The sequence below is a fragment of the Enterobacter cloacae complex sp. 402C9 genome (assembly GCF_050030745.1).
GTDB lineage: Bacteria > Pseudomonadota > Gammaproteobacteria > Enterobacterales > Enterobacteriaceae > Enterobacter > Enterobacter intestinihominis.
This window is the reverse complement of sequence record NZ_JBLGUW010000001.1, coordinates 2,815,436-2,832,350: the sequence shown is the minus strand read 5'-3', so window position 1 is coordinate 2,832,350 and position 16,915 is coordinate 2,815,436. Positions and strand designations below refer to the sequence as shown.

General features: G+C 50.8%; 18 protein-coding genes and 1 pseudogene. 8 read left to right on the top strand and 11 right to left on the bottom strand.

Annotated features, from left to right (window positions below; genetic code table 11):
- Positions 1-9 precede the first annotated feature (9 nt).
- A complete protein-coding gene (locus ACQG1K_RS13540) occupies positions 10-2,178 on the top strand; it encodes a phage tail fiber protein (RefSeq protein WP_367074248.1) in 2,169 nt (722 codons plus the stop codon).
- Between the two features lie 29 nt (positions 2,179-2,207).
- Here the strand turns inward: ACQG1K_RS13540 and ACQG1K_RS13535 are convergent, their stop codons facing one another.
- From ACQG1K_RS13535 to ACQG1K_RS13525, 3 genes are read right to left on the bottom strand one after another with little or no spacing between them, the layout of a single operon-like run.
- The gene (locus ACQG1K_RS13535; protein ID WP_367074250.1) at positions 2,208-3,842 is read right to left on the bottom strand and encodes a DUF6056 family protein; all 1,635 of its coding nucleotides are present in this window, start codon (positions 3,840-3,842) and stop codon (positions 2,208-2,210) included.
- Positions 3,839-4,762: a glycosyltransferase family 2 protein gene (locus tag ACQG1K_RS13530; protein WP_367074252.1), complete on the bottom strand. Its 924-nt coding sequence runs from the start codon at positions 4,760-4,762 to the stop codon at positions 3,839-3,841. The genes ACQG1K_RS13535 and ACQG1K_RS13530 overlap by 4 nt, the downstream gene beginning before the upstream one ends.
- Positions 4,759-5,121: a GtrA family protein gene (locus ACQG1K_RS13525; RefSeq protein WP_054830380.1), complete on the bottom strand. Its 363-nt coding sequence runs from the start codon at positions 5,119-5,121 to the stop codon at positions 4,759-4,761. The genes ACQG1K_RS13530 and ACQG1K_RS13525 overlap by 4 nt, the downstream gene beginning before the upstream one ends.
- A gap of 147 nt (positions 5,122-5,268) precedes the next feature.
- On the opposite strand from ACQG1K_RS13525, the gene ACQG1K_RS13520 reads away from it, so the two are divergent.
- From ACQG1K_RS13520 to ACQG1K_RS13510, 3 genes are read left to right on the top strand one after another with little or no spacing between them, the layout of a single operon-like run.
- A complete protein-coding gene (locus ACQG1K_RS13520) occupies positions 5,269-5,592 on the top strand; it encodes a hypothetical protein (RefSeq protein WP_063202146.1) in 324 nt (107 codons plus the stop codon).
- Positions 5,589-6,125 carry a lysozyme gene (locus ACQG1K_RS13515; RefSeq protein ID WP_059346959.1) on the top strand — a complete coding sequence of 179 codons (537 nt, stop codon included), beginning with the start codon at positions 5,589-5,591 and terminating at the stop codon, positions 6,123-6,125. Before ACQG1K_RS13520 ends, ACQG1K_RS13515 begins: the two co-directional genes overlap by 4 nt.
- Positions 6,122-6,484: a hypothetical protein gene (locus ACQG1K_RS13510; RefSeq protein ID WP_367074255.1), complete on the top strand. Its 363-nt coding sequence runs from the start codon at positions 6,122-6,124 to the stop codon at positions 6,482-6,484. The genes ACQG1K_RS13515 and ACQG1K_RS13510 overlap by 4 nt, the downstream gene beginning before the upstream one ends.
- A 438-nt stretch (positions 6,485-6,922) precedes the next feature.
- On the opposite strand, the pseudogene ACQG1K_RS13505 reads toward ACQG1K_RS13510, so the two are convergent.
- Positions 6,923-7,054 (bottom strand): annotated as a pseudogene (locus ACQG1K_RS13505) (integrase); the annotation flags it as partial.
- Between ACQG1K_RS13505 and ACQG1K_RS13500 the strand changes: the two are divergent.
- From ACQG1K_RS13500 to ACQG1K_RS13490, 3 genes are read left to right on the top strand one after another with little or no spacing between them, the layout of a single operon-like run.
- Positions 6,992-7,294: a DUF4225 domain-containing protein gene (locus tag ACQG1K_RS13500; RefSeq protein WP_226862944.1), complete on the top strand. Its 303-nt coding sequence runs from the start codon at positions 6,992-6,994 to the stop codon at positions 7,292-7,294. The pseudogene ACQG1K_RS13505 and the gene ACQG1K_RS13500 overlap by 63 nt on opposite strands.
- Before the next feature lie 2 nt (positions 7,295-7,296).
- Positions 7,297-7,620 carry a hypothetical protein gene (locus ACQG1K_RS13495; protein WP_023306512.1) on the top strand — a complete coding sequence of 108 codons (324 nt, stop codon included), beginning with the start codon at positions 7,297-7,299 and terminating at the stop codon, positions 7,618-7,620.
- Positions 7,621-7,649: 29 nt separating this feature from the next.
- Complete coding sequence (locus tag ACQG1K_RS13490; RefSeq protein WP_032624025.1) at positions 7,650-8,576, top strand: LysR substrate-binding domain-containing protein; 927 nt, start codon at positions 7,650-7,652, stop codon at positions 8,574-8,576.
- A gap of 5 nt (positions 8,577-8,581) precedes the next feature.
- Here ACQG1K_RS13490 and ACQG1K_RS13485 read toward each other — a convergent pair whose 3' ends face one another.
- The 6 genes from ACQG1K_RS13485 to ACQG1K_RS13460 all read right to left on the bottom strand — a co-directional run bounded on the left by ACQG1K_RS13485 (position 8,582) and on the right by ACQG1K_RS13460 (position 14,191).
- Positions 8,582-9,052, bottom strand: a complete 471-nt coding sequence (locus tag ACQG1K_RS13485) for a hypothetical protein (protein ID WP_038416290.1) — start codon at positions 9,050-9,052, stop codon at positions 8,582-8,584.
- Positions 9,053-9,215: 163 nt separating this feature from the next.
- Entirely contained in the window at positions 9,216-9,932 is a 717-nt protein-coding gene (locus tag ACQG1K_RS13480; RefSeq protein ID WP_367074258.1) for an ABC transporter ATP-binding protein, read from the bottom strand.
- On the bottom strand, positions 9,929-10,804 hold the full coding sequence (locus ACQG1K_RS13475; RefSeq protein WP_367074260.1) for an ATP-binding cassette domain-containing protein: 876 nt from the start codon (positions 10,802-10,804) through the stop codon (positions 9,929-9,931). Before ACQG1K_RS13475 ends, ACQG1K_RS13480 begins: the two co-directional genes overlap by 4 nt.
- A complete protein-coding gene (gene livM, locus ACQG1K_RS13470; RefSeq protein WP_426720837.1) occupies positions 10,801-12,075 on the bottom strand; it encodes a high-affinity branched-chain amino acid ABC transporter permease LivM in 1,275 nt (424 codons plus the stop codon). Before livM ends, ACQG1K_RS13475 begins: the two co-directional genes overlap by 4 nt.
- An 11-nt stretch (positions 12,076-12,086) precedes the next feature.
- Positions 12,087-13,001, bottom strand: a complete 915-nt coding sequence (locus tag ACQG1K_RS13465; protein ID WP_003859667.1) for an ABC transporter permease subunit — start codon at positions 12,999-13,001, stop codon at positions 12,087-12,089.
- 68 nt (positions 13,002-13,069) lie between these two features.
- The gene (locus ACQG1K_RS13460) at positions 13,070-14,191 is read right to left on the bottom strand and encodes a branched-chain amino acid ABC transporter substrate-binding protein (protein ID WP_367074263.1); all 1,122 of its coding nucleotides are present in this window, start codon (positions 14,189-14,191) and stop codon (positions 13,070-13,072) included.
- A gap of 411 nt (positions 14,192-14,602) precedes the next feature.
- Here ACQG1K_RS13460 and ACQG1K_RS13455 point away from each other — a divergent pair, with 411 nt between their 5' ends.
- Entirely contained in the window at positions 14,603-15,271 is a 669-nt protein-coding gene (locus tag ACQG1K_RS13455; RefSeq protein WP_063199226.1) for a YecA family protein, read from the top strand.
- A 316-nt stretch (positions 15,272-15,587) separates the two neighbouring features.
- Here the strand turns inward: ACQG1K_RS13455 and tyrP are convergent, their stop codons facing one another.
- Positions 15,588-16,799, bottom strand: a complete 1,212-nt coding sequence (gene tyrP, locus ACQG1K_RS13450) for a tyrosine transporter TyrP (RefSeq protein ID WP_032622450.1) — start codon at positions 16,797-16,799, stop codon at positions 15,588-15,590.
- Between the last annotated feature and the right edge of the window lie 116 nt (positions 16,800-16,915).

Genomic DNA, 16,915 nt, shown 5'->3' with positions numbered 1-16,915 from the left:
TTTCCCATCATGTCGGTACCGAACCAGACTCCGTACATAATTTACAACGCTAACGGTCTGACGACCGTTTTTCCCTTCGAATTTTATATTATCAACGCCAGTGATATACAGGTGACCATTAACGGGACACCGGTCACCAGCGGTTATAGCGTCTCGGGTGCGGGCAACGTCGGTGGCGGAGATGTCATTTTTATCACTCCACCCGCCAACGGTTCTGTCGTGATGCTGGAGCGCGTGGTACCAACATACCGGCTCACAGATTACCAGGACAACGGCGACTTATTGGCTGATACGGTTAATAAAGACTTTGATCGTCTATGGATGGCTATTCAACGGTCATTTATTTATCTTGGGCTGGCACTTCGCCGGCCGCTTTTCGGTGGTCCATTTAATGCCGAAGGGTACCGGATTGAAAAGCTTGCGGATCCGGTGAACCCTCAGGATGCCGCTACAAAAAATTATGTTGAGTCGGTCTCCTTAGCAAAGGTTTTACGTGTACCGGAAAGCTCAGTAAAAGTTGTCCCGCCTGTAAGTCAACGCGCAAATAAACTTCTGGCATTCAATGCAGATGGAGATCCGATTGCTGTTCTTCCTGAATCCGGCTCTGCTGCGGATGTTTTAATCGAACTGGCAAAGCCAACCGGTGCAAATCTTTCGTGGTTTAAGCAGCCGGGGGTGGTAGAAGCTATTAGTTCTCCTGTTTCTGCACGCTTCATCAGAAAGTTAGATGCTGTTGCCGACTTTGGTGCTGATCCTACCGGGGCGACCGATTCTTATGCGGCCCTTCAGGCATGGGCTGATGCCTGTACCAGTAATGCTTACGTGACGGCAACAATTAATGGGATCTTCAAAATTAGCCAACCAGTTACATTTGTTGGGTTGCAGGGCCTTACGTTAATTGGTAATTGCTTTATCTATCCAATGTATACATCAGGAACTCACGTTCTTGGTTTCAAAAATGGTGCTGGTTTACGAATTTATGGCCGGGTTGAGGCTTCTGGGGTAAACCTTTTAGGAATTAAATCGGCATGCAAGCTATGGAGCGATGGTTCAGGAATTAGTTTCTCATACCTCTATGGATTGATTGGTAGTTATGCTCTGGTTGGTATTCAGTTCGGAGATTTGGCCTATCCTGGAGCTTTGGTTTCAGAGATGTCGTTAATGGGAGGGCATACGGTTGGTACTCCATGTGCTGTTAAGGCTATTGGTACTCAATGTTACATTAATATTATTGGCTTCGATGCGGTATCTGGTGCAGCAGGAGATCTCGAGCCTGTAACCCAATACACAATTACTATTGTAGGAGCACAAGTCAAACATATTGGTGGTGAATTGCAGCACAATAACAATATTTTTGGCGCAGGCGTGTTATTGTCACCAATAGCAGACCCTGATTTCGGTAATACTTATGGGAACTATTCAAGCTCAGAGGTGCATACTGAATGTGCAGCACAGCGCGTATTAATAGCAAATTTAGATGGTGTACCATCACCTATAAGTAACAGATCATCGGTATCAGTTTATGGGGACCATGGATACCACTCTCAAGATAATGGTGGTCTGATATCAGTTCATGATTCATCTTTAGCTGACTACGCTGGTAGTATCCACACTGATAATATGAGTCTGTATGCTCCGGTACAAAGAATTCAGCCAAACATTGTTGCTGGCCCGTTGACACATGTTTACTACGATGAAAGAGGATTCGGCACCAACTTCGTAAAAGGTTTGCAGGCTGTCTCTGGTGGAATACTGCATTTTACAGAAAGACCTGTTGCAATTCTTAAAAATGCTAATGGGCAGACATTAAATACATCGTTAAATACTGTTATATGGGCAGAACCAACGTTTAATGATGATACATATAGATGGCGAGCTAATATATCATCCGGCGTTTTTACTGTGCCCACTGGTGGTTTAAAAAACGTAAAAGTTGATTCTGTTATTAGAATTAACTCCGGCGCTACTATTTCACTTGATATTTTTGTTACGCCGTCAGGAAGTTCGCCAATAGTTAGATCTCTTACAATGCCAAAAGCCACTACTGCAAACGTATCTACTTTTCTTGGTGATTTAGCGGCTGGAGATAAGGTGTTTGCACAGGCAAAAATTGATTCTGGGACAGCGCAAACTAATGGCGGCGCTCTGGAAATGATGGTAATTACTGCATCACGATAATAAAAAAGCCCCTTTAAGGGGCTTTTATTTTACGGTTCAACGATAACGTTAGAATATATCTCTACAGTTTTTGAATTATATATTCCTATTTTTATTTCCTTAATCTTGTCTAGTTCTATGTTTTTAGCGTCGCTGTAAGTATACCAGTAACCATCAATAAATAGTGCTTGCTCAACGGTATCTTTATTGAAGGTCGAACCGTCTTTCATGAAAACATGAGAGTACAACGCATATCCATTGTTAAACAGTTTATTTATATCACCTACTGTGCGATATAATATTTTCGTATCACCTGAGATTTTATCATGGAAAAGACAAACACTTTCAAGTGTAACGCCATCAAAGATACGCTGTCCTACCTTAACATAATTACACTTACTTAGCGCTGAATAATCGAATCCAATTTGTTTTTCTGTAATGGTGTTCACGCCAAAATGGTAAAGCATGTACGGGTTCTGAAAAACTGGATATCCATCAGTGGTTTTTAGGAGTCTTGGGAAGTAATAATTAGGTATTACAGGGTCTTTGCTACCATTAGAAATTTGCTCAGCCAACATCTCCATTCTTATCTTTTCTTGCTTCCAGGTGCTTAGAACAGAATGAGTGAAGAATGTGTATGATGGAATAAAGTAAACGATACAGAACAGTAAAGCCACACCAGGAGCGACTAACCTTGCAATATTGGAATCATTTTCATCAAACCCAAAGATGATAAAAGATGTGGCTATCAGGAGCATGAAAAGCGATCCAATATATGCTCTCGCTGGCATGTATGGAGACGCGAGGAAGGCGGCATTGCACATAAGAGCAGCGATAAAAAACACTGCGGCAGCAACAAACGGTTTGCGGTCCTTGATTCCAATGATTGCGTGGCATAGGACCATAAAAATGATTACTAGGTAGACCTGCCAAAATCCTGTAAGAGAGTCAGGCATTCTCGTAAACAACTGAAGATCCAGCTTGCCTAAAAACGACAGAGAATGCCAGTCAGTAAAGACGAGTGAACGCTTGGCGGAGCCAGGGCTAAGAAGAAGAGCCGCCGCTCCAGCCAATAACCCTATCAGGTATGGGTAAGATACATTTAATTTTCTTGTGTATACCAGATAGCCAACTGTAAGGAGAATAAGAACTACAGATGTGTTTTCATTTGAGCAACCCGCGAGAAATCCCATTGCTAATGCGAGTGGTAATTTCCATGCTGCCATTTTCTCTTTCTGAAGAGCAACGATTACCATGAATAATGAGACATACATGGACGGCCATAGGTAGTTAGCAGAGCCAACGAACCAGAATGATGTTTCGCCAAGTGCAGGGTTTGCTATCCACATGAGAGTGAAAATTACAACCATCCCAATAGGGTATAGTTTGAATTTTCCGCGCAATACTGCACATGGAATAGAAGAAATCAGCACAGCTATTGCAGTGAAAGCCATAGCGTTAAGGCTCATATACACCGTATGGCTGGCGTATTTCATCATGTAAGCGCTGAATATGTTTGTGACTATTCGTCCGCTCCACTCTTTATAGTGCCCAAGCTGGTCATGCAAATTAGCAATGGCCATATAGAAATAGTCGTCAGAAAGGTGCGGGACGTGCAGACTCGGAATTAGCACCAGAATGAAAATAGCTGTAATTGTTAATATTGATGAGACCTTCATCTTCATTTTGTGTCCTTTCTCTTAATCAGGTATCTAGGTCGCATTTTGACCTCATTATAAATCCTTCCAATGTACTCCCCTAGTACTCCTATCCCTATCAACTGGACTCCACCAAGGAAAAGTATTGAAACTATCAGGGAGGGGTAACCACGAACTGCATTGCCAAACGCAACGGTGTCGATAATCATCCATGCCCCGTAAATGAAAGCAACACTGGCGACAAATAGGCCTATATAAGTCCAAATGCGCAGGGGGAAAGTAGAAAAACTGGTAATTCCCTCAAGAGCTAGGTTCCACAGCTTCCACCCATTGAACTTTGTGCTCCCGGCAATGCGTTCTGCGCGGGCGTATTCGACTACGTCAGTAGTTCCACCGACCCAACTTAATACCCCTTTCATAAAAAGGTTTCGCTCAGGCATGAGCTTAATGTTTTCTACCACCTCCCGAGACATAAGACGGAAATCACCAACGTTTTCTTCTATCTGCGGGTTACTAATTTTGTTGTGCAGCTTGTAGAACCACTCAGCGGTTTTTCGCTTGAGCCTGCCATCAGTAGAGCGGTCAGAACGCTTTGCCAGTACCATATCTGCCCCGGACTGCCACTTCTCTATTAGATGCGGAATGACTTCAATGGGGTCTTGCAGATCTACATCAATCGGGATAACTGCGTCACCAGAGGCGTGATCGAGGCCGGCGAAGAGGGCTGGCTCCTTGCCAAAGTTCCTGGTGAATGACAGAGATATTACGAGCGGATCTGCAACTGAGATAGCACTTATGATTGATTCAGTGGCATCCTTGCTTCCGTCATTGACAAAGACTATCTCTACTTCATGCTGCTTGAGTGCATCAAACTCCCGAACGGTTTTATAGAAGATGGGAATAGCTTCCTCTTCATTAAATACCGGAACGACCAGAGAAATTTTCATTTCGCATCCCTAAATACAATGAACTTTGAATATATAAATCCGCATACCAGGCTGATAGCGGAGAACACGATTAACGTGATGGGTGGTGCCAGGCCAGACTTATCAGCAGTCCAGCCCACTATTGCGCTCAGGGCGCCCATGAACCCAACATAAAGCATGTATCGCATAGTCGTGGTTGATGATTTGAACGTGAATCTGGCATTTGCGAAGAAGCTGAACGATACAGCCACAACAAACCCGGCAAGGTTACCGAGCGCCTGACTTGTATTAAATGCATAGATACAAATGGCAAACACCACCCAGTGAATGAGTGTGTTGATGACACCTATCGATGTGTATCGGGCGAATAACTTTAACATTATAAAAATCAGTGAATTCTAAAAGGTCTGAAGTGTAGCACCACAATAACTCTGGATCGACATTCTCTATATGGTCAGGATTCCGACCGTAGCCTAACCATACTCTTGCGGGACTACATAAATTTCCCTCCGGGGTAAGGTTTGGGGATGAATCCGCAAAACAACTGGCTGTCCTGGATCGGCAATGGGTTAACCACCCTTGCAGCTTATCTCGGCATTACCACTCTTGATTTAACATATCTCGTGCTTGCAGTTCTCGGTTTCCTGCTCTCGTTTCTTGGCTGGCTTGACCGCCGGGCAAAGATTAAAGCTGATCGCCACACATCCGCAGAACGTCTGGCATTAGACCGCCAGCGAACAAGAGCGGTTATCGAGTTCCTGAGCAAGTCGGATTCACACAACCTCGAACAGGCCGACGAAGTTGTCGCTAAAGTCCAGCGGGTGATGACTGAAACGGAGATTCAATCATGAATAGCCGGGCGAAACTAAGTGCCGCCGTTCTGGGGCTGGTACTCGCTGGTGCACCAGCATCGGTCATTCTCGATCAGTTCCTGAATGAGAAGGAGGGAAACAGTCTCACCGCGTACAAAGATGGCAGTGGCATCTGGACGATCTGCCGTGGCGCCACAATGGTTGATGGCAAGCCGGTGATACCGGGTATGAAACTGACGCAGGCGAAATGCGACCAGGTAAACGCCATCGAACGTAATAAGGCGCTGGCATGGGTAGACCGCAACATCAAGGTACCGCTGACAGAGCCGCAGAAAGCCGGGATTGCATCCTTCTGTCCGTACAACATCGGACCCGGCAAATGCTTCCCGTCAACGTTCTATAAGCGAATGAATGCCGGTGACCGAAAAGGTGCATGTGAGGCGATCCGCTGGTGGATCAAAGACGGGGGCCGTGACTGTAGACTGACCAAAGGCCAGAAGAATGGCTGCTATGGTCAGGTTGAGCGCCGGGATCAGGAAAGCGCGTTAGCGTGCTGGGGGATAGACCAGTGACGATAAAAGCAAAGCTGTTAGCACTGGCCGTTCTGCTGGCGTTTTTTGTCGGTACCTTTTATGTAGGTTACCTCAAAGGGTGGTATGCGCACAGCGAGCACGTTAACAGCCAGGCAAAAGTGAAGCAGAAGAAAGCTGAGAAAGCCGTCGCCATCGGCGAGCAGAAAGCGGCGGCGGCCAGTGCAGAGGGTAAAGTGATTTACCGGACCATTTACCGAGACGTGGTGAAATATGTTAACGACCCGAATCATGTTAAGTGCGATTTTGACGATCACGCTGTGCAGCTGCGTCAGCGAGCCCTCGACGCGGCCAACTCCATCAGCGGATTTGATGCAGGAGCCGTGCAAGGGAGCGAGTAAAGCTGGAACAGACAGCGACGAAGATCTGCAAGCAGACATCGAAACAGCGGAATGCCTGCGCCAGTTACGGCTGGATAAGTATCGTTGGCAAGCGTGGTACAGGGCTACGGAATGAAGCATTATTATTCACTAATCATTCCGAAGATTGGCACCAAAGAGATTGTAAGTTCATGTATTTAAGCTGGTGTTATTTGGGGCTATGTTCGGAAAAATTTTCTAATGCGTTGATTTTACTGATTTTAACAACCAATTTAAAATCCCTCGGCGTTCGCGCTGTGTGGGTTCAAGTCCCACTCCGGCTACCATGGGAAAAAGCAGAATAATCAAAGCAATAAGCAGTGTCGTGAAACCACCGAAAGGTGGTTTTTTTGTGCCTAATTTTCGCCGTTCGCCATTCGCCATTCTTTCGCCATTCAGCTTCACCACAAAAAGAGGGCATTACTGCCCTCCGACTACCGGAACTATAGGAATTTTTCTATCATAACGTGCTGTCTGTGACGCGTTTTTATGACCAGCGATTCCCTGTTTTTCGTTAAGCGTTCCTTCCAGATCCGATATCCCTTTAGATTTGCTGCTACGAAGTTAGGTTATGGTAATAACCAGGCTGAGTTAGTCTATGGCGTCGTTGATCTCTCTTTATCGGCATATGGTGCGGGCAGAAAAGTTTTGCGTCCCAGAGAGAGGTCCTGGAGTTTATTCCACGATTATATCAGAGGTTGGCAAGAGGCTTTTAAAACCGCAATGGCGCTGGATTTGACCAGTGGAAGCATTACGGGGTGGCAGATGTACCAGATAGCAAAAGAGAATTGATTATGTCTCAAGAGTTAGAATTTTCGCTTCATCCACCTGTTTGGCCTGCCGTGGCCTATTTTATTGTATCTATTGCAATTTTTCTCTTGCTTTATCTCGGCAAACTAAAAGTTAACAGGCTGCATAAATACCCGCTATTTATCGCGTATAGGGTGTTTGTAATCGCTATTGCAGCCGTTCAGATAAACATCTTTGCCAATGGCTACGAGTTTGTCAGCAGCTTTTTGCATATAGATTTTGACCCCTATCGCTATGACTCGGTATATTGGGGCTCATTGTTTTTCTCCATAATTTACTTGCTGGCATTGCCCCGTAACAAGTTTTAGCATAATGAATTTTTCATTTAAGGGACGCTATGTCTTTACCGCCATTGTATGCACTGCGTGCGTTTGAAGTTGCTGCGCGGTTGAACTCCTTCAGTAAAGCCGCTGAAACGCTCAATATTACGCCGGGCGCGGTCAGCAGACATGTCCGTACCCTTGAACTGTGGTTCGACTGCGAGCTTTTCAAAAGGCAAGGTCCTCGCGTGGAGGTCACTGAAGCCGGGCGAGTGCTTGCCGGACAGCTTAACGAAAGCTTCACGAGCATTGAATGGGCCTGCCGGGCATTTCGCAGTGAAAACCATCTGCTGCGGTTAAAAACACCCAGCACCCTGACCATGAGATGGCTTCTCGACGTGCTGCGATCTTTTCGCAACAACCATCCAAAACCGCAGGTGGAGATTGCCAGCGTCTGGATGGACATTGACACCGTTGATTTCAATCTTGAGCCATACGACTGCGCCATCCTTCTCGGTAATGGCCGTTTTGGTGAGACAACGGAAAGCCAGCTGCTTTTTCATGAATGGCTTATCCCGGTTTGCACCCCATCGCTTATCGAACCGGCCCGGCAGCAGCTTTCGCAATGCGATTTGATCCATCCTTCACCGGACAGACGTGACTGGCGGCGCTGGCTGCGAAGAACAGGATTGTTTCCGGGGCTCGATATGAGCAGCGGCATGGTGTTTGATACCCTTGAACAGGGAAGTATCGCCGCGATGAACGGGCACGGCATCGCTATCGCCGACCTGCATCTCACGCTTGATGCCCTGAAAAGCGGCCTGCTGGGCCTGCCGTTCAGGGAAGCTATCGCGACGGGAGATGGTTACTACCTCGTCTGGCCAAAAAATTCGCTCAAAAGAGAGAGCATCCAGCACCTTCTGGGCTGGCTGCAAAACCATACCCCGGTCGTTCCGGCTCTGGATATCGATTACCTGGAATACGATGAAAGCCGGGTTTATTAATACCGTTATGAGTAAGAGATGTTGGCCATCTTTTTATAGCGTTCTGGCAAAGCGCTGTTCAGGCTGAGTACCTTATCCAGAATATAAAATGCTGGCGTGTTTTTCTGCTGCTCAGCGTCAATAATTGCACCGCGTAATATCGTGGCGGCAGACGAAATCCTGTGAAAATATTCTTCAGTCTCAGGCGTCTGTAATTCACCCGACGTGGCGTAGCGCACGTGCGGCCAGCCGGAGAAGTCGAGCAGCGGAAGGGGCTTTCCTGCTTCAGGATGACAGGCTGAAATCAGCGCAGCCGCTTGCTTAGGGTCGCGATGGGCAACGGACAGCATGTATACGCGCTGCGAAAACGGTGACAGAGCCTCTGAGTGATGTTTCTTAGCCATAAGCATGGCCATAAAATCCTGTAAATCATCGGCTGAATCGGTGTCAGGTGGTAATACAGTTTTCAATAACTGATATAACGCATCAAGTGTCATATTTGCCCCGGATCCTCTTATCATTATTATTCAGTTTGCGGCTGAACGTTTTATCGACCCGCGTAAAGGCGGGTCGTGAAGATGATATTTGAATGCGGTCGCATCAGAAAAACGATTAATAATGGCAATCACTGTGAGTTTTTCTCACTATAGCCTCCAGGCTTCACACGCCGCCCAGGTACGCCTTCCTCACCTCCGGATCCTTTAGCAACGCCTCGCCGCTGCCGCTTAACCGAATCTGGCCGTTAACCATCACATAGCCGCGGTCGGACAACTTCAGCGCGTGGTGGGCATTCTGCTCGACCAGAAAAATCGTCATTCCGTTACGGGCCAGTTCGCGCAGCGTCTGGAAGATCTGTTTAACCACGATTGGTGCGAGGCCGAGGCTGGGTTCATCCAGCAGCAGAAGTTTAGGACGGCTCATCAGCGCCCGGGCGATAGCCAGCATCTGCTGTTCACCGCCGGAAAGCGTCATCGCCCGCTGATTACGCCGCTCCCTGAGGCGAGGGAAGAGGTCGAACATGCTTTGCATATCTTCAGCTGCATGCTGATTGCCGACGGGGATTGTCCCCATCAGCAGGTTCTCTTCTACAGACATATCCGGGAAAATGCGTCGTCCCTCAGGTGCCTGCGCGATGCCGCCGGTGGCAACATAGTGGGTGGATTTGTGGCTGATATCCTCGCCGCAGAAGAGGATCTGCCCGTTGCGGATCCGGGGCTGACCAAAGACAGACATCAGTAATGTTGACTTCCCCGCGCCGTTAGCGCCAATCAGGGCCACGGTTTCCCCTTTGTTTACCTCAAGTGAAACCTGCTTCAACGCCTGGATCACCCCGTAAAAAACGTCCACATTATGAAATTGAAGCATCGGTGCGCTCACAGATTTACCTCGCTTTCGTCGGTGCCCAGATACGCGGCAATCACTTTTTCATTGTGCTGGATCTCAGCCGGTTTACCTCTGGCAATCACATCGCCGTGATCGAGCACAATGATGTCATCTGAAATGCCCATCACCATCCCCATATCATGCTCGATCAGCAAAACCGTGATGTCGTGGTGGTCGCGCAGGAACCGGATGATCTCGCTCAGCTTGTGCGTCTCCACCGGGTTCAGGCCGGCAGCAGGTTCATCGAGACAAATCATCTCCGGGCCGGTGCACATGGCGCGGGCGATTTCGAGGCGTCGTTGCTGGCCATAGGACATTTCCCCGGCCAGACGGTTCGCGCAATCTACCAGATCCACCACCTCCAGCCAGTAAAACGCCCGGTCCAGCGCCTCGTTCTCTGCCCGACGATACGCAGGGGTGTTCAGCACCCCCGCCAGCAGATTGCGGTTGACGCGCATGTGCTGTGCCACCAGCAGGTTTTCCACAACGGACATCTCGCGGAACAGGCGGATGTTCTGAAACGTGCGCGCAAGACCCGCGCGGTTCACCAGATGCGTGCCGCCAAACATCTTATAGAACAGGCGTTGACCAAGCTGCGCCGGGCTGAGCCAGTCGCCCGGCTGGAGTTTCTGGCCGAGCACCTGAATGACATTGGTAGTTTTATTTCGTGCATTGAACAGAATGTTGCCGCCGGAGGCCCGGTAGAAACCGGTCAGGCAGTTAAAGACGGTTGTTTTTCCCGCTCCGTTAGGCCCAATGAGTGCAGTAATAGAGCCGCGCTGCACCTCAAGATTGACGTCGATTAAGGCCTTGATCCCGCCGAAGTGCATCATCAGATGTTCTACACGCAAAATCGTTGCGTTCATGGCGCCACTCCTTTACGCACGGCAAATCCGCTGCGGTTGATGCGGATCAGACCGCGAGTACGCCAGATCATCATCACCACCATCAGCATGCCAAACAGCAGCACGCGGTATTCCGCAAAGCTGCGCAGCAGTTCCGGCGTGACGGTCAGCACAAAGGCGGCCAGTACGACGCCGACGGTGGAGCCCATCCCGCCCAGGACCACAATCGCGAGGATGAGGGCCGATTCAAAAAAGGTGAAAGAGGTGGGGTTAACAAACCCCTGCCAGGTGGCAAAAAACACCCCGGCGATACCTGCCATCGATGCGCCCAGAGTGAAGGCCGAGAGTTTGACCAGAACGTGATTCAGCCCCATGGAACGGCAGGCAATCTCATCCTCACGGAGCGCTTCCCACGCCCGTCCAATGGGCATTCGGGTCAGCCGGTGTTTAATGTACAGCACCAGCATGACTACCAGGAAAAGCACCGCATAGATGAAGATAAACTTCATGTTGGGGTTATAGGTCAGGCCGAAGAACTCGTGGAAAGGGACGCCGCCTTCTTTGGCGCGTCGGCCAAACTCCAGGCCAAAAAAGGTCGGGGCAGGGGCTGAAACGCCGTTAGGCCCGCCGGTGAAGGTAAGCCAGTTGTTCAGCACCAGACGGATGATCTCGCCAAACCCGAGCGTGACGATGGCGAGATAATCCCCGTGCATGCGCAACACCGGAAAGCCGAGCAGGGCGCCCGCGCCCGCAGCCATTAGCGCCGCCAGCGGCAGCATGCTCCAGAACCCAAGCCCCAGATACTGATACCCGAGCGCCAGTCCGTAAGCGCCGATGGCATAGAAGGCGACATAACCCAGATCCAGCAACCCTGCCAGGCCAACGACAATGTTCAGCCCAAGACCGAGCAGGACGTAAATCAGTCCGAGTATAGCGACCGTCAGAAAGTATTTTGTGGCCACAAACGGGAAGCAGATCGCCAGCGTGACAATCAGCGGAATGATCCAGCGCATGCGGCTTTTATACGCCGGTGGCCGGACATACACCCCCGCATTGTCAGATTCAAACCGCGCCTGTAAACGTCTTCCGGCCGCCGTAGCTGAAAAGGCGCTCAGCAAAAAGCGTCCCACCATCACCGTGCCTACAATCCACGCCAGCCGCTGGCCGTCAAAGGTAAAGCTGTAACCATCCAGTATCACGCCCGCAATCGGGCCGAAAATAATCAGGGCGATCATTCCGGAAAAAATCGCGTCCAGAATGCAGCGCTTCAGGGAAAAGCCGTCAGAGGTCATCGCGTTGTTCCTTACACTTTAGCCACGACAGGGCGGCCCAGCAGCCCCTGAGGACGGAAGATCAGGATTAATACCAGCAATCCAAACGAGAACACGTCTTTATAATCCGAGTTCACCATCCCGGAGAATTGCGCTTCTGCGACGCCCAGAATCAGCCCGCCAAGCATCGCACCGGGCAGAGAGCCGATGCCGCCCAGCACCGCCGCCGTAAAGGCCTTGATGCCGATAACGAACCCGACGTAAAAATCAAAGGTGCCGTAATTCATGGTGATCAGCACGCCCGCCAGCCCGGCCATGGCTGCGCCGATAACAAACACCAGCGAAATAATTCTGTCGGTGTTGATACCCAAAATGGAGGCCATCTTACGATCCTGCTGCACCGCACGGCACATGCGCCCTAAGCGGGTACGGTTGATAATCCAGGTCAGCACCAGCATGCCCGCGAACGAGGCGATGAGAATAAAGACTTTGGTATAGGTTATCTGGACAAACCCTTCGCCGAGGTGAAAACGCAGCACGCCATCCAGCATGGTCGGTACGCCCTGCTGCCGTGGGCCCTGGCTGAGCTGGACGTAGTTTTGCAGTATCAACGACATCCCGATGGCCGAAATCAGCGGCGCCAGACGCGTCGAATTGCGTAGCGGCTTATAGGCGATGCGCTCAATCGTCCAGCCATAAACGCCGGTGACCACGATGGTGAAAACCAGGGTTCCCAGGATCAGCAGCGGAAAGGAGTGGAGTCCAAAAAACGCCAGCAGGGCCAGGCCAATCGCCGAGAGATAGGCGGAGATCATATACACTTCGCCGTGGGCGAAATTGATCATACCGATGATGCCGTACACCATGGTGTAGCCGATGGCGATAAGACCATAGACCGAACCCAGCGTTAAGCCATTAATTAATTGTTGCAGGAAGAATGTACTCATGGTCGCGCACCTGAATAAAGGGTTACGCCGACAGTCAGACCTGCCGGCGTTGAGCAGATTCCGTCCCGTTATGGCACTTCTTTATATTTGCCTTTGTCGTCCCACTGGTAGACCACGTAGTCAGACACTTTGAGGTCACCTTTGCTGTCCCAGGCTTTTTTACCCATCACCGTGTCGACAGGGTTGGCCTTCAGCCACTCGCTGGCTTTTGCGGAATCCGTCCCTTTCGTGGCCTTGAATGCCGCTGCGATAGCCTGCACAGACGCGTAGGCGTAGAGGGTGTATCCTTCTGGTTCGAATTTACCGGCGCGGAATTTCTCGATGACGGCTTTTCCGTCCGGGATCAGGCGCGGGTCTTTACCGAAGGTCATGTAAATACCGTTGGTGTACTGCGCCCCACCGGCGGCGGTGACCATCTCTTCATTGACGATACAGTCTCCCGAGAAGAACTTCGCCTGCACGCCCTGTTCACGCATCTGGCGAACCAGCGGGCCCGCTTCCGGGTGACAGCCCCCGAAGAACACCACGTCTGGTTTTTGTGCGCCAATTTTGGTCACCAGCGCGTTAAAGTCTTTCTCCCCACGGGACAACCCTTCGTACATCACATCCTTAACGCCGCGTTTCGCCAGCGCCGCTTTAGTGGCGTCCGCCAGCCCCTGACCGTAGGTGTCTTTATCGTGGATGATGACGACCCGTTTGGCTTTAAGCTTATCAAGAATAAAATCGCTGGCGACCTGGCCCTGCTGGTCGTCACGTCCGCACATGCGGAACATATCGCTCATGCCCCGCTCGGTAATAAGCGGGTTCGTTGAGCCGGGGGTGATGGAGAGGATCCCGGCATCGCTATAGACCTCGGAGGCGGGCATGGTCGACGAGGAGCAGAAGTGGCCGACGACCGCTTTCACTTTATCCTGATCGACTAAGCGGTTGGCGACGGCAACGGCCTGTTTGGGTTTGCAGGCGTCATCGCCCTGAACCAGTTTGATTTTCTCACCGTTGATCCCGCCAGCGGCGTTAATGTCTTCCGCCGCCTGCGTAGCGCCATGCCAGTATTGATCGCCATAGGTTGCGTTCGGGCCTGTGAACGGCCCGGCCACGCCGATCACGATATCGGCCTGTGCAGAAAAGGCCGTCACCAGACAACCGGCCAGCAACAGGGAGAGGGGAGTTTTGGTAAATTTCAGCGACATTATTATGTTCCTTAGCAAAGAGGTTTTTGCACCAGGTATAAACCCGAACGCCTGATGGCATCGTAAATCCAAAAACAAGAGCGAGAACAAAATGCACTTTAGAAGCAATCTCGTGCTTAATACGGCGAGGATCCCACGCACCGCGAAGCGCGCAGAACATTAAGCAAAAAGGTTGCCAGAATGGTTAATCCCTTGACCGGGTCACAACACGTTGAGTATAGAGCGCCGTTTTATGCGCCTTTGCGGGATGAGATGAATTTACAGCGGAGATCACATCTCCTTAACAACAAAGCCCATAAGTTGTGCAACGGTCACGATTTGCACGTTTTTGCAGCAATAAAGACCTAAACTTCAGATAGGCATGCGCGGCGATATATGTCAGGATCGTTTTTTTTATCAGGAGTATCAGCAATGGCTGAAGGCCCATTAAATGAAAGCGAGATGGCGTGGCTGGAAGAGACATTAATCTCTTACGGACACGACGATGCATCCGTGATTGACGTGTCCGAACTGGACGGCATGCTTACCGCAGTACTTTCCGGTCCCGTTGTGGTGGAGCCCGACACCTGGCTGGTGGCGGTATGGGGTGGTGAGAAGTATATTCCACGCTGGAAAAACGATCGTGAGATGAACCGTTTTATCGATCTCTGCTTTAAGCACATGAACGATATTGCCGAGCGCCTGAGCGAATACCCGGATCAGTTTGAACCGCTGTTTGGCTATAACGACGTTGACGGTCAGAGCTATACCGTAGTGGAAGAGTGGTGCTATGGCTACATGCGCGGCGTGGCGCTGACGGACTGGACATCCTTGCCGGAAGCGCTGGAAGCGGATCTGGCGGTGATTGCCCTGCACGGAACGGAAGAGAACAGCGAGAAGCTGGATGCGCTGACCGAAGAGGAGTATATGGCCAGCATCGAGAGCATTCAGCCTGCGGCGCTGCGTTTGTACAACTACTGGGTGGCTAATCCGCAGCAGTCGGAAGCGAAAAAGCCGATCGTGAACGGGTCGAAGGTGGGACGTAACGATCCGTGTCCGTGCGGGAGCGGGAAGAAGTTTAAGAGTTGCTGCCTGCATTAAATCATTAATTACTGTGGCCTGAATGGGGCACGGGTGTTGAGTCCCCGCTAAAATCGGCGAACCGGAGACCAGATGACAAGGGCTGGACGCCATGGATGGCGGCCAGAGGCGAATCGAGACAGGATGTCGAGTTGAGCCGACCGCAGGCAGATGGTCGGGAGGTGAGCGCAGTGCGAAGCACCGATTTTCCGCGGGGCCGCGGGGATTGATAAGGGGGCCGCGGCGGCCCCCTTATCCCGTTCACATGCTGTGAAAAAATCATATTCTGTTGATCTTAAGGTGAACGGAACACTACCTCAGGACCTGTATAAATAAGTTATCCCACTTCCGGCAGCATCCCCGCTGCAATCAAAATCTGCACCAGAATAATCACCACCCCACAACCAAACACCACGCACAGCAGCGGCTTACCACCCGCCACGCGGTATCCTTGCTGCGGATGTTGCTGGCGGCTCTTCCACGCCAGCAGGGAAGGCAGCAGCAGGGCCAGTACCGATAACGCCACGCCAGCATACCCCAGCGCCATCACAAACCCGCGCGGATAAAAGAGCGCGAAGGCCAGCGGCGGCAGGAAGGTCATCGCCCCCGTCTGTAAGCGTCCGGCAACGGTATTGCGACGCTGGAACAGATCCGCCATATAGTCAAACAGGCCAAGCGCCACGCCGAGGAAGGAGGTTGCCAGCGCCAGGTCTGCAAACAGATGTACCGCCAGCTCCACGTGTGAAGAGGCCACTACGTTACGCAGGGCAACCAGGAATCCATTCAGACCAGAATGCTCTGCCATCAGGCCGATAAAGGTGGTGGAATCAATACTGCCCAGCGTCACCAGCTGCCAGAACAGGTAAGCAATCAACGGAATGGCGCTGCCGATCACAAAGACGCGGCGCAGCTTGCGAATATCACCGTTCATATAACTCACGATGCTCGGCACGCTGCCGTGAAAACCGAAAGAGGTGAAAATCACCGGGATGGCCGAAAGCGCCAGACCTTTCTCCAGCGGGAGGGAGAGCAGGTTAACCTTGTGCACATGCGGTGCCAGCAGCACCAGCATCACAACAAGGAAGAGAATTTTGGCGCTGAACAAAAAACGGTTAAACAGATCGACCAGCGACGTGCCCGCACAAACCACACCGCCACCGATCAGCGTAAAGACAATGGCGCCTGTTTCCGGTGAAAGCGACGCACCGAAGCCGTCATTGATACTTGACGCAATTAGCTCCCCGGCGCCGCTGATGTAGGCGGCGGTCAGCGCGTACATCAGGAACATCATGCTGAAACCGGTGATCCACTGCCCGTAGCGTCCAAGATAGCGTGCAGCCAGGGAGCCTAAGCCGGTATCGGCAGGGACATGTTGATATACCTCCAGCAATAATAGCGCGGTGTAACACATCAGGGCCCAAAGACCGCCCAGCAGCACTACGGTAACCCCAAACCCGACGCCGGCGGCAGCCAACGGCATGGCCAACATTCCTGCGCCAATTGTCGTTCCGGCGACGATAAAAATACTTCCCAGAGTTCTGTTCTTCACGCTTTCCTCTACAACGCTTCCATACCGCGACTCATTCTGCGGCGCAGAGTAAGGGAAAAGCACCATCTCGTCAAATCACCGTTACATAGGGTGTAATGATTAATTTACAAAAAGAA

Bases quoted from the DNA above. Each gene is read 5' to 3' on its own strand.
- ACQG1K_RS13475 (WP_367074260.1), bottom strand. From the start codon at position 10,804: ATGAACGCAACGATTTTGCGTGTAGAACATCTGATGATGCACTTCGGC.
- ACQG1K_RS13540 (WP_367074248.1), top strand. From the start codon at position 10: ATGTCGGTACCGAACCAGACTCCGTACATAATTTACAACGCTAACGGT.
- ACQG1K_RS13535 (WP_367074250.1), bottom strand. From the start codon at position 3,842: ATGAAGATGAAGGTCTCATCAATATTAACAATTACAGCTATTTTCATT.
- ACQG1K_RS13525 (WP_054830380.1), bottom strand. From the start codon at position 5,121: ATGTTAAAGTTATTCGCCCGATACACATCGATAGGTGTCATCAACACA.
- livM (WP_426720837.1), bottom strand. From the start codon at position 12,075: ATGACCTCTGACGGCTTTTCCCTGAAGCGCTGCATTCTGGACGCGATT.
- ACQG1K_RS13495 (WP_023306512.1), top strand. From the start codon at position 7,297: ATGTCTCAAGAGTTAGAATTTTCGCTTCATCCACCTGTTTGGCCTGCC.
- ACQG1K_RS13460 (WP_367074263.1), bottom strand. From the start codon at position 14,191: ATGTCGCTGAAATTTACCAAAACTCCCCTCTCCCTGTTGCTGGCCGGT.
- ACQG1K_RS13520 (WP_063202146.1), top strand. From the start codon at position 5,269: ATGAATCCGCAAAACAACTGGCTGTCCTGGATCGGCAATGGGTTAACC.
- ACQG1K_RS13530 (WP_367074252.1), bottom strand. From the start codon at position 4,762: ATGAAAATTTCTCTGGTCGTTCCGGTATTTAATGAAGAGGAAGCTATT.
- ACQG1K_RS13500 (WP_226862944.1), top strand. From the start codon at position 6,992: ATGACCAGCGATTCCCTGTTTTTCGTTAAGCGTTCCTTCCAGATCCGA.
- ACQG1K_RS13455 (WP_063199226.1), top strand. From the start codon at position 14,603: ATGGCTGAAGGCCCATTAAATGAAAGCGAGATGGCGTGGCTGGAAGAG.
- ACQG1K_RS13515 (WP_059346959.1), top strand. From the start codon at position 5,589: ATGAATAGCCGGGCGAAACTAAGTGCCGCCGTTCTGGGGCTGGTACTC.
- ACQG1K_RS13465 (WP_003859667.1), bottom strand. From the start codon at position 13,001: ATGAGTACATTCTTCCTGCAACAATTAATTAATGGCTTAACGCTGGGT.
- ACQG1K_RS13485 (WP_038416290.1), bottom strand. From the start codon at position 9,052: ATGACACTTGATGCGTTATATCAGTTATTGAAAACTGTATTACCACCT.
- ACQG1K_RS13490 (WP_032624025.1), top strand. From the start codon at position 7,650: ATGTCTTTACCGCCATTGTATGCACTGCGTGCGTTTGAAGTTGCTGCG.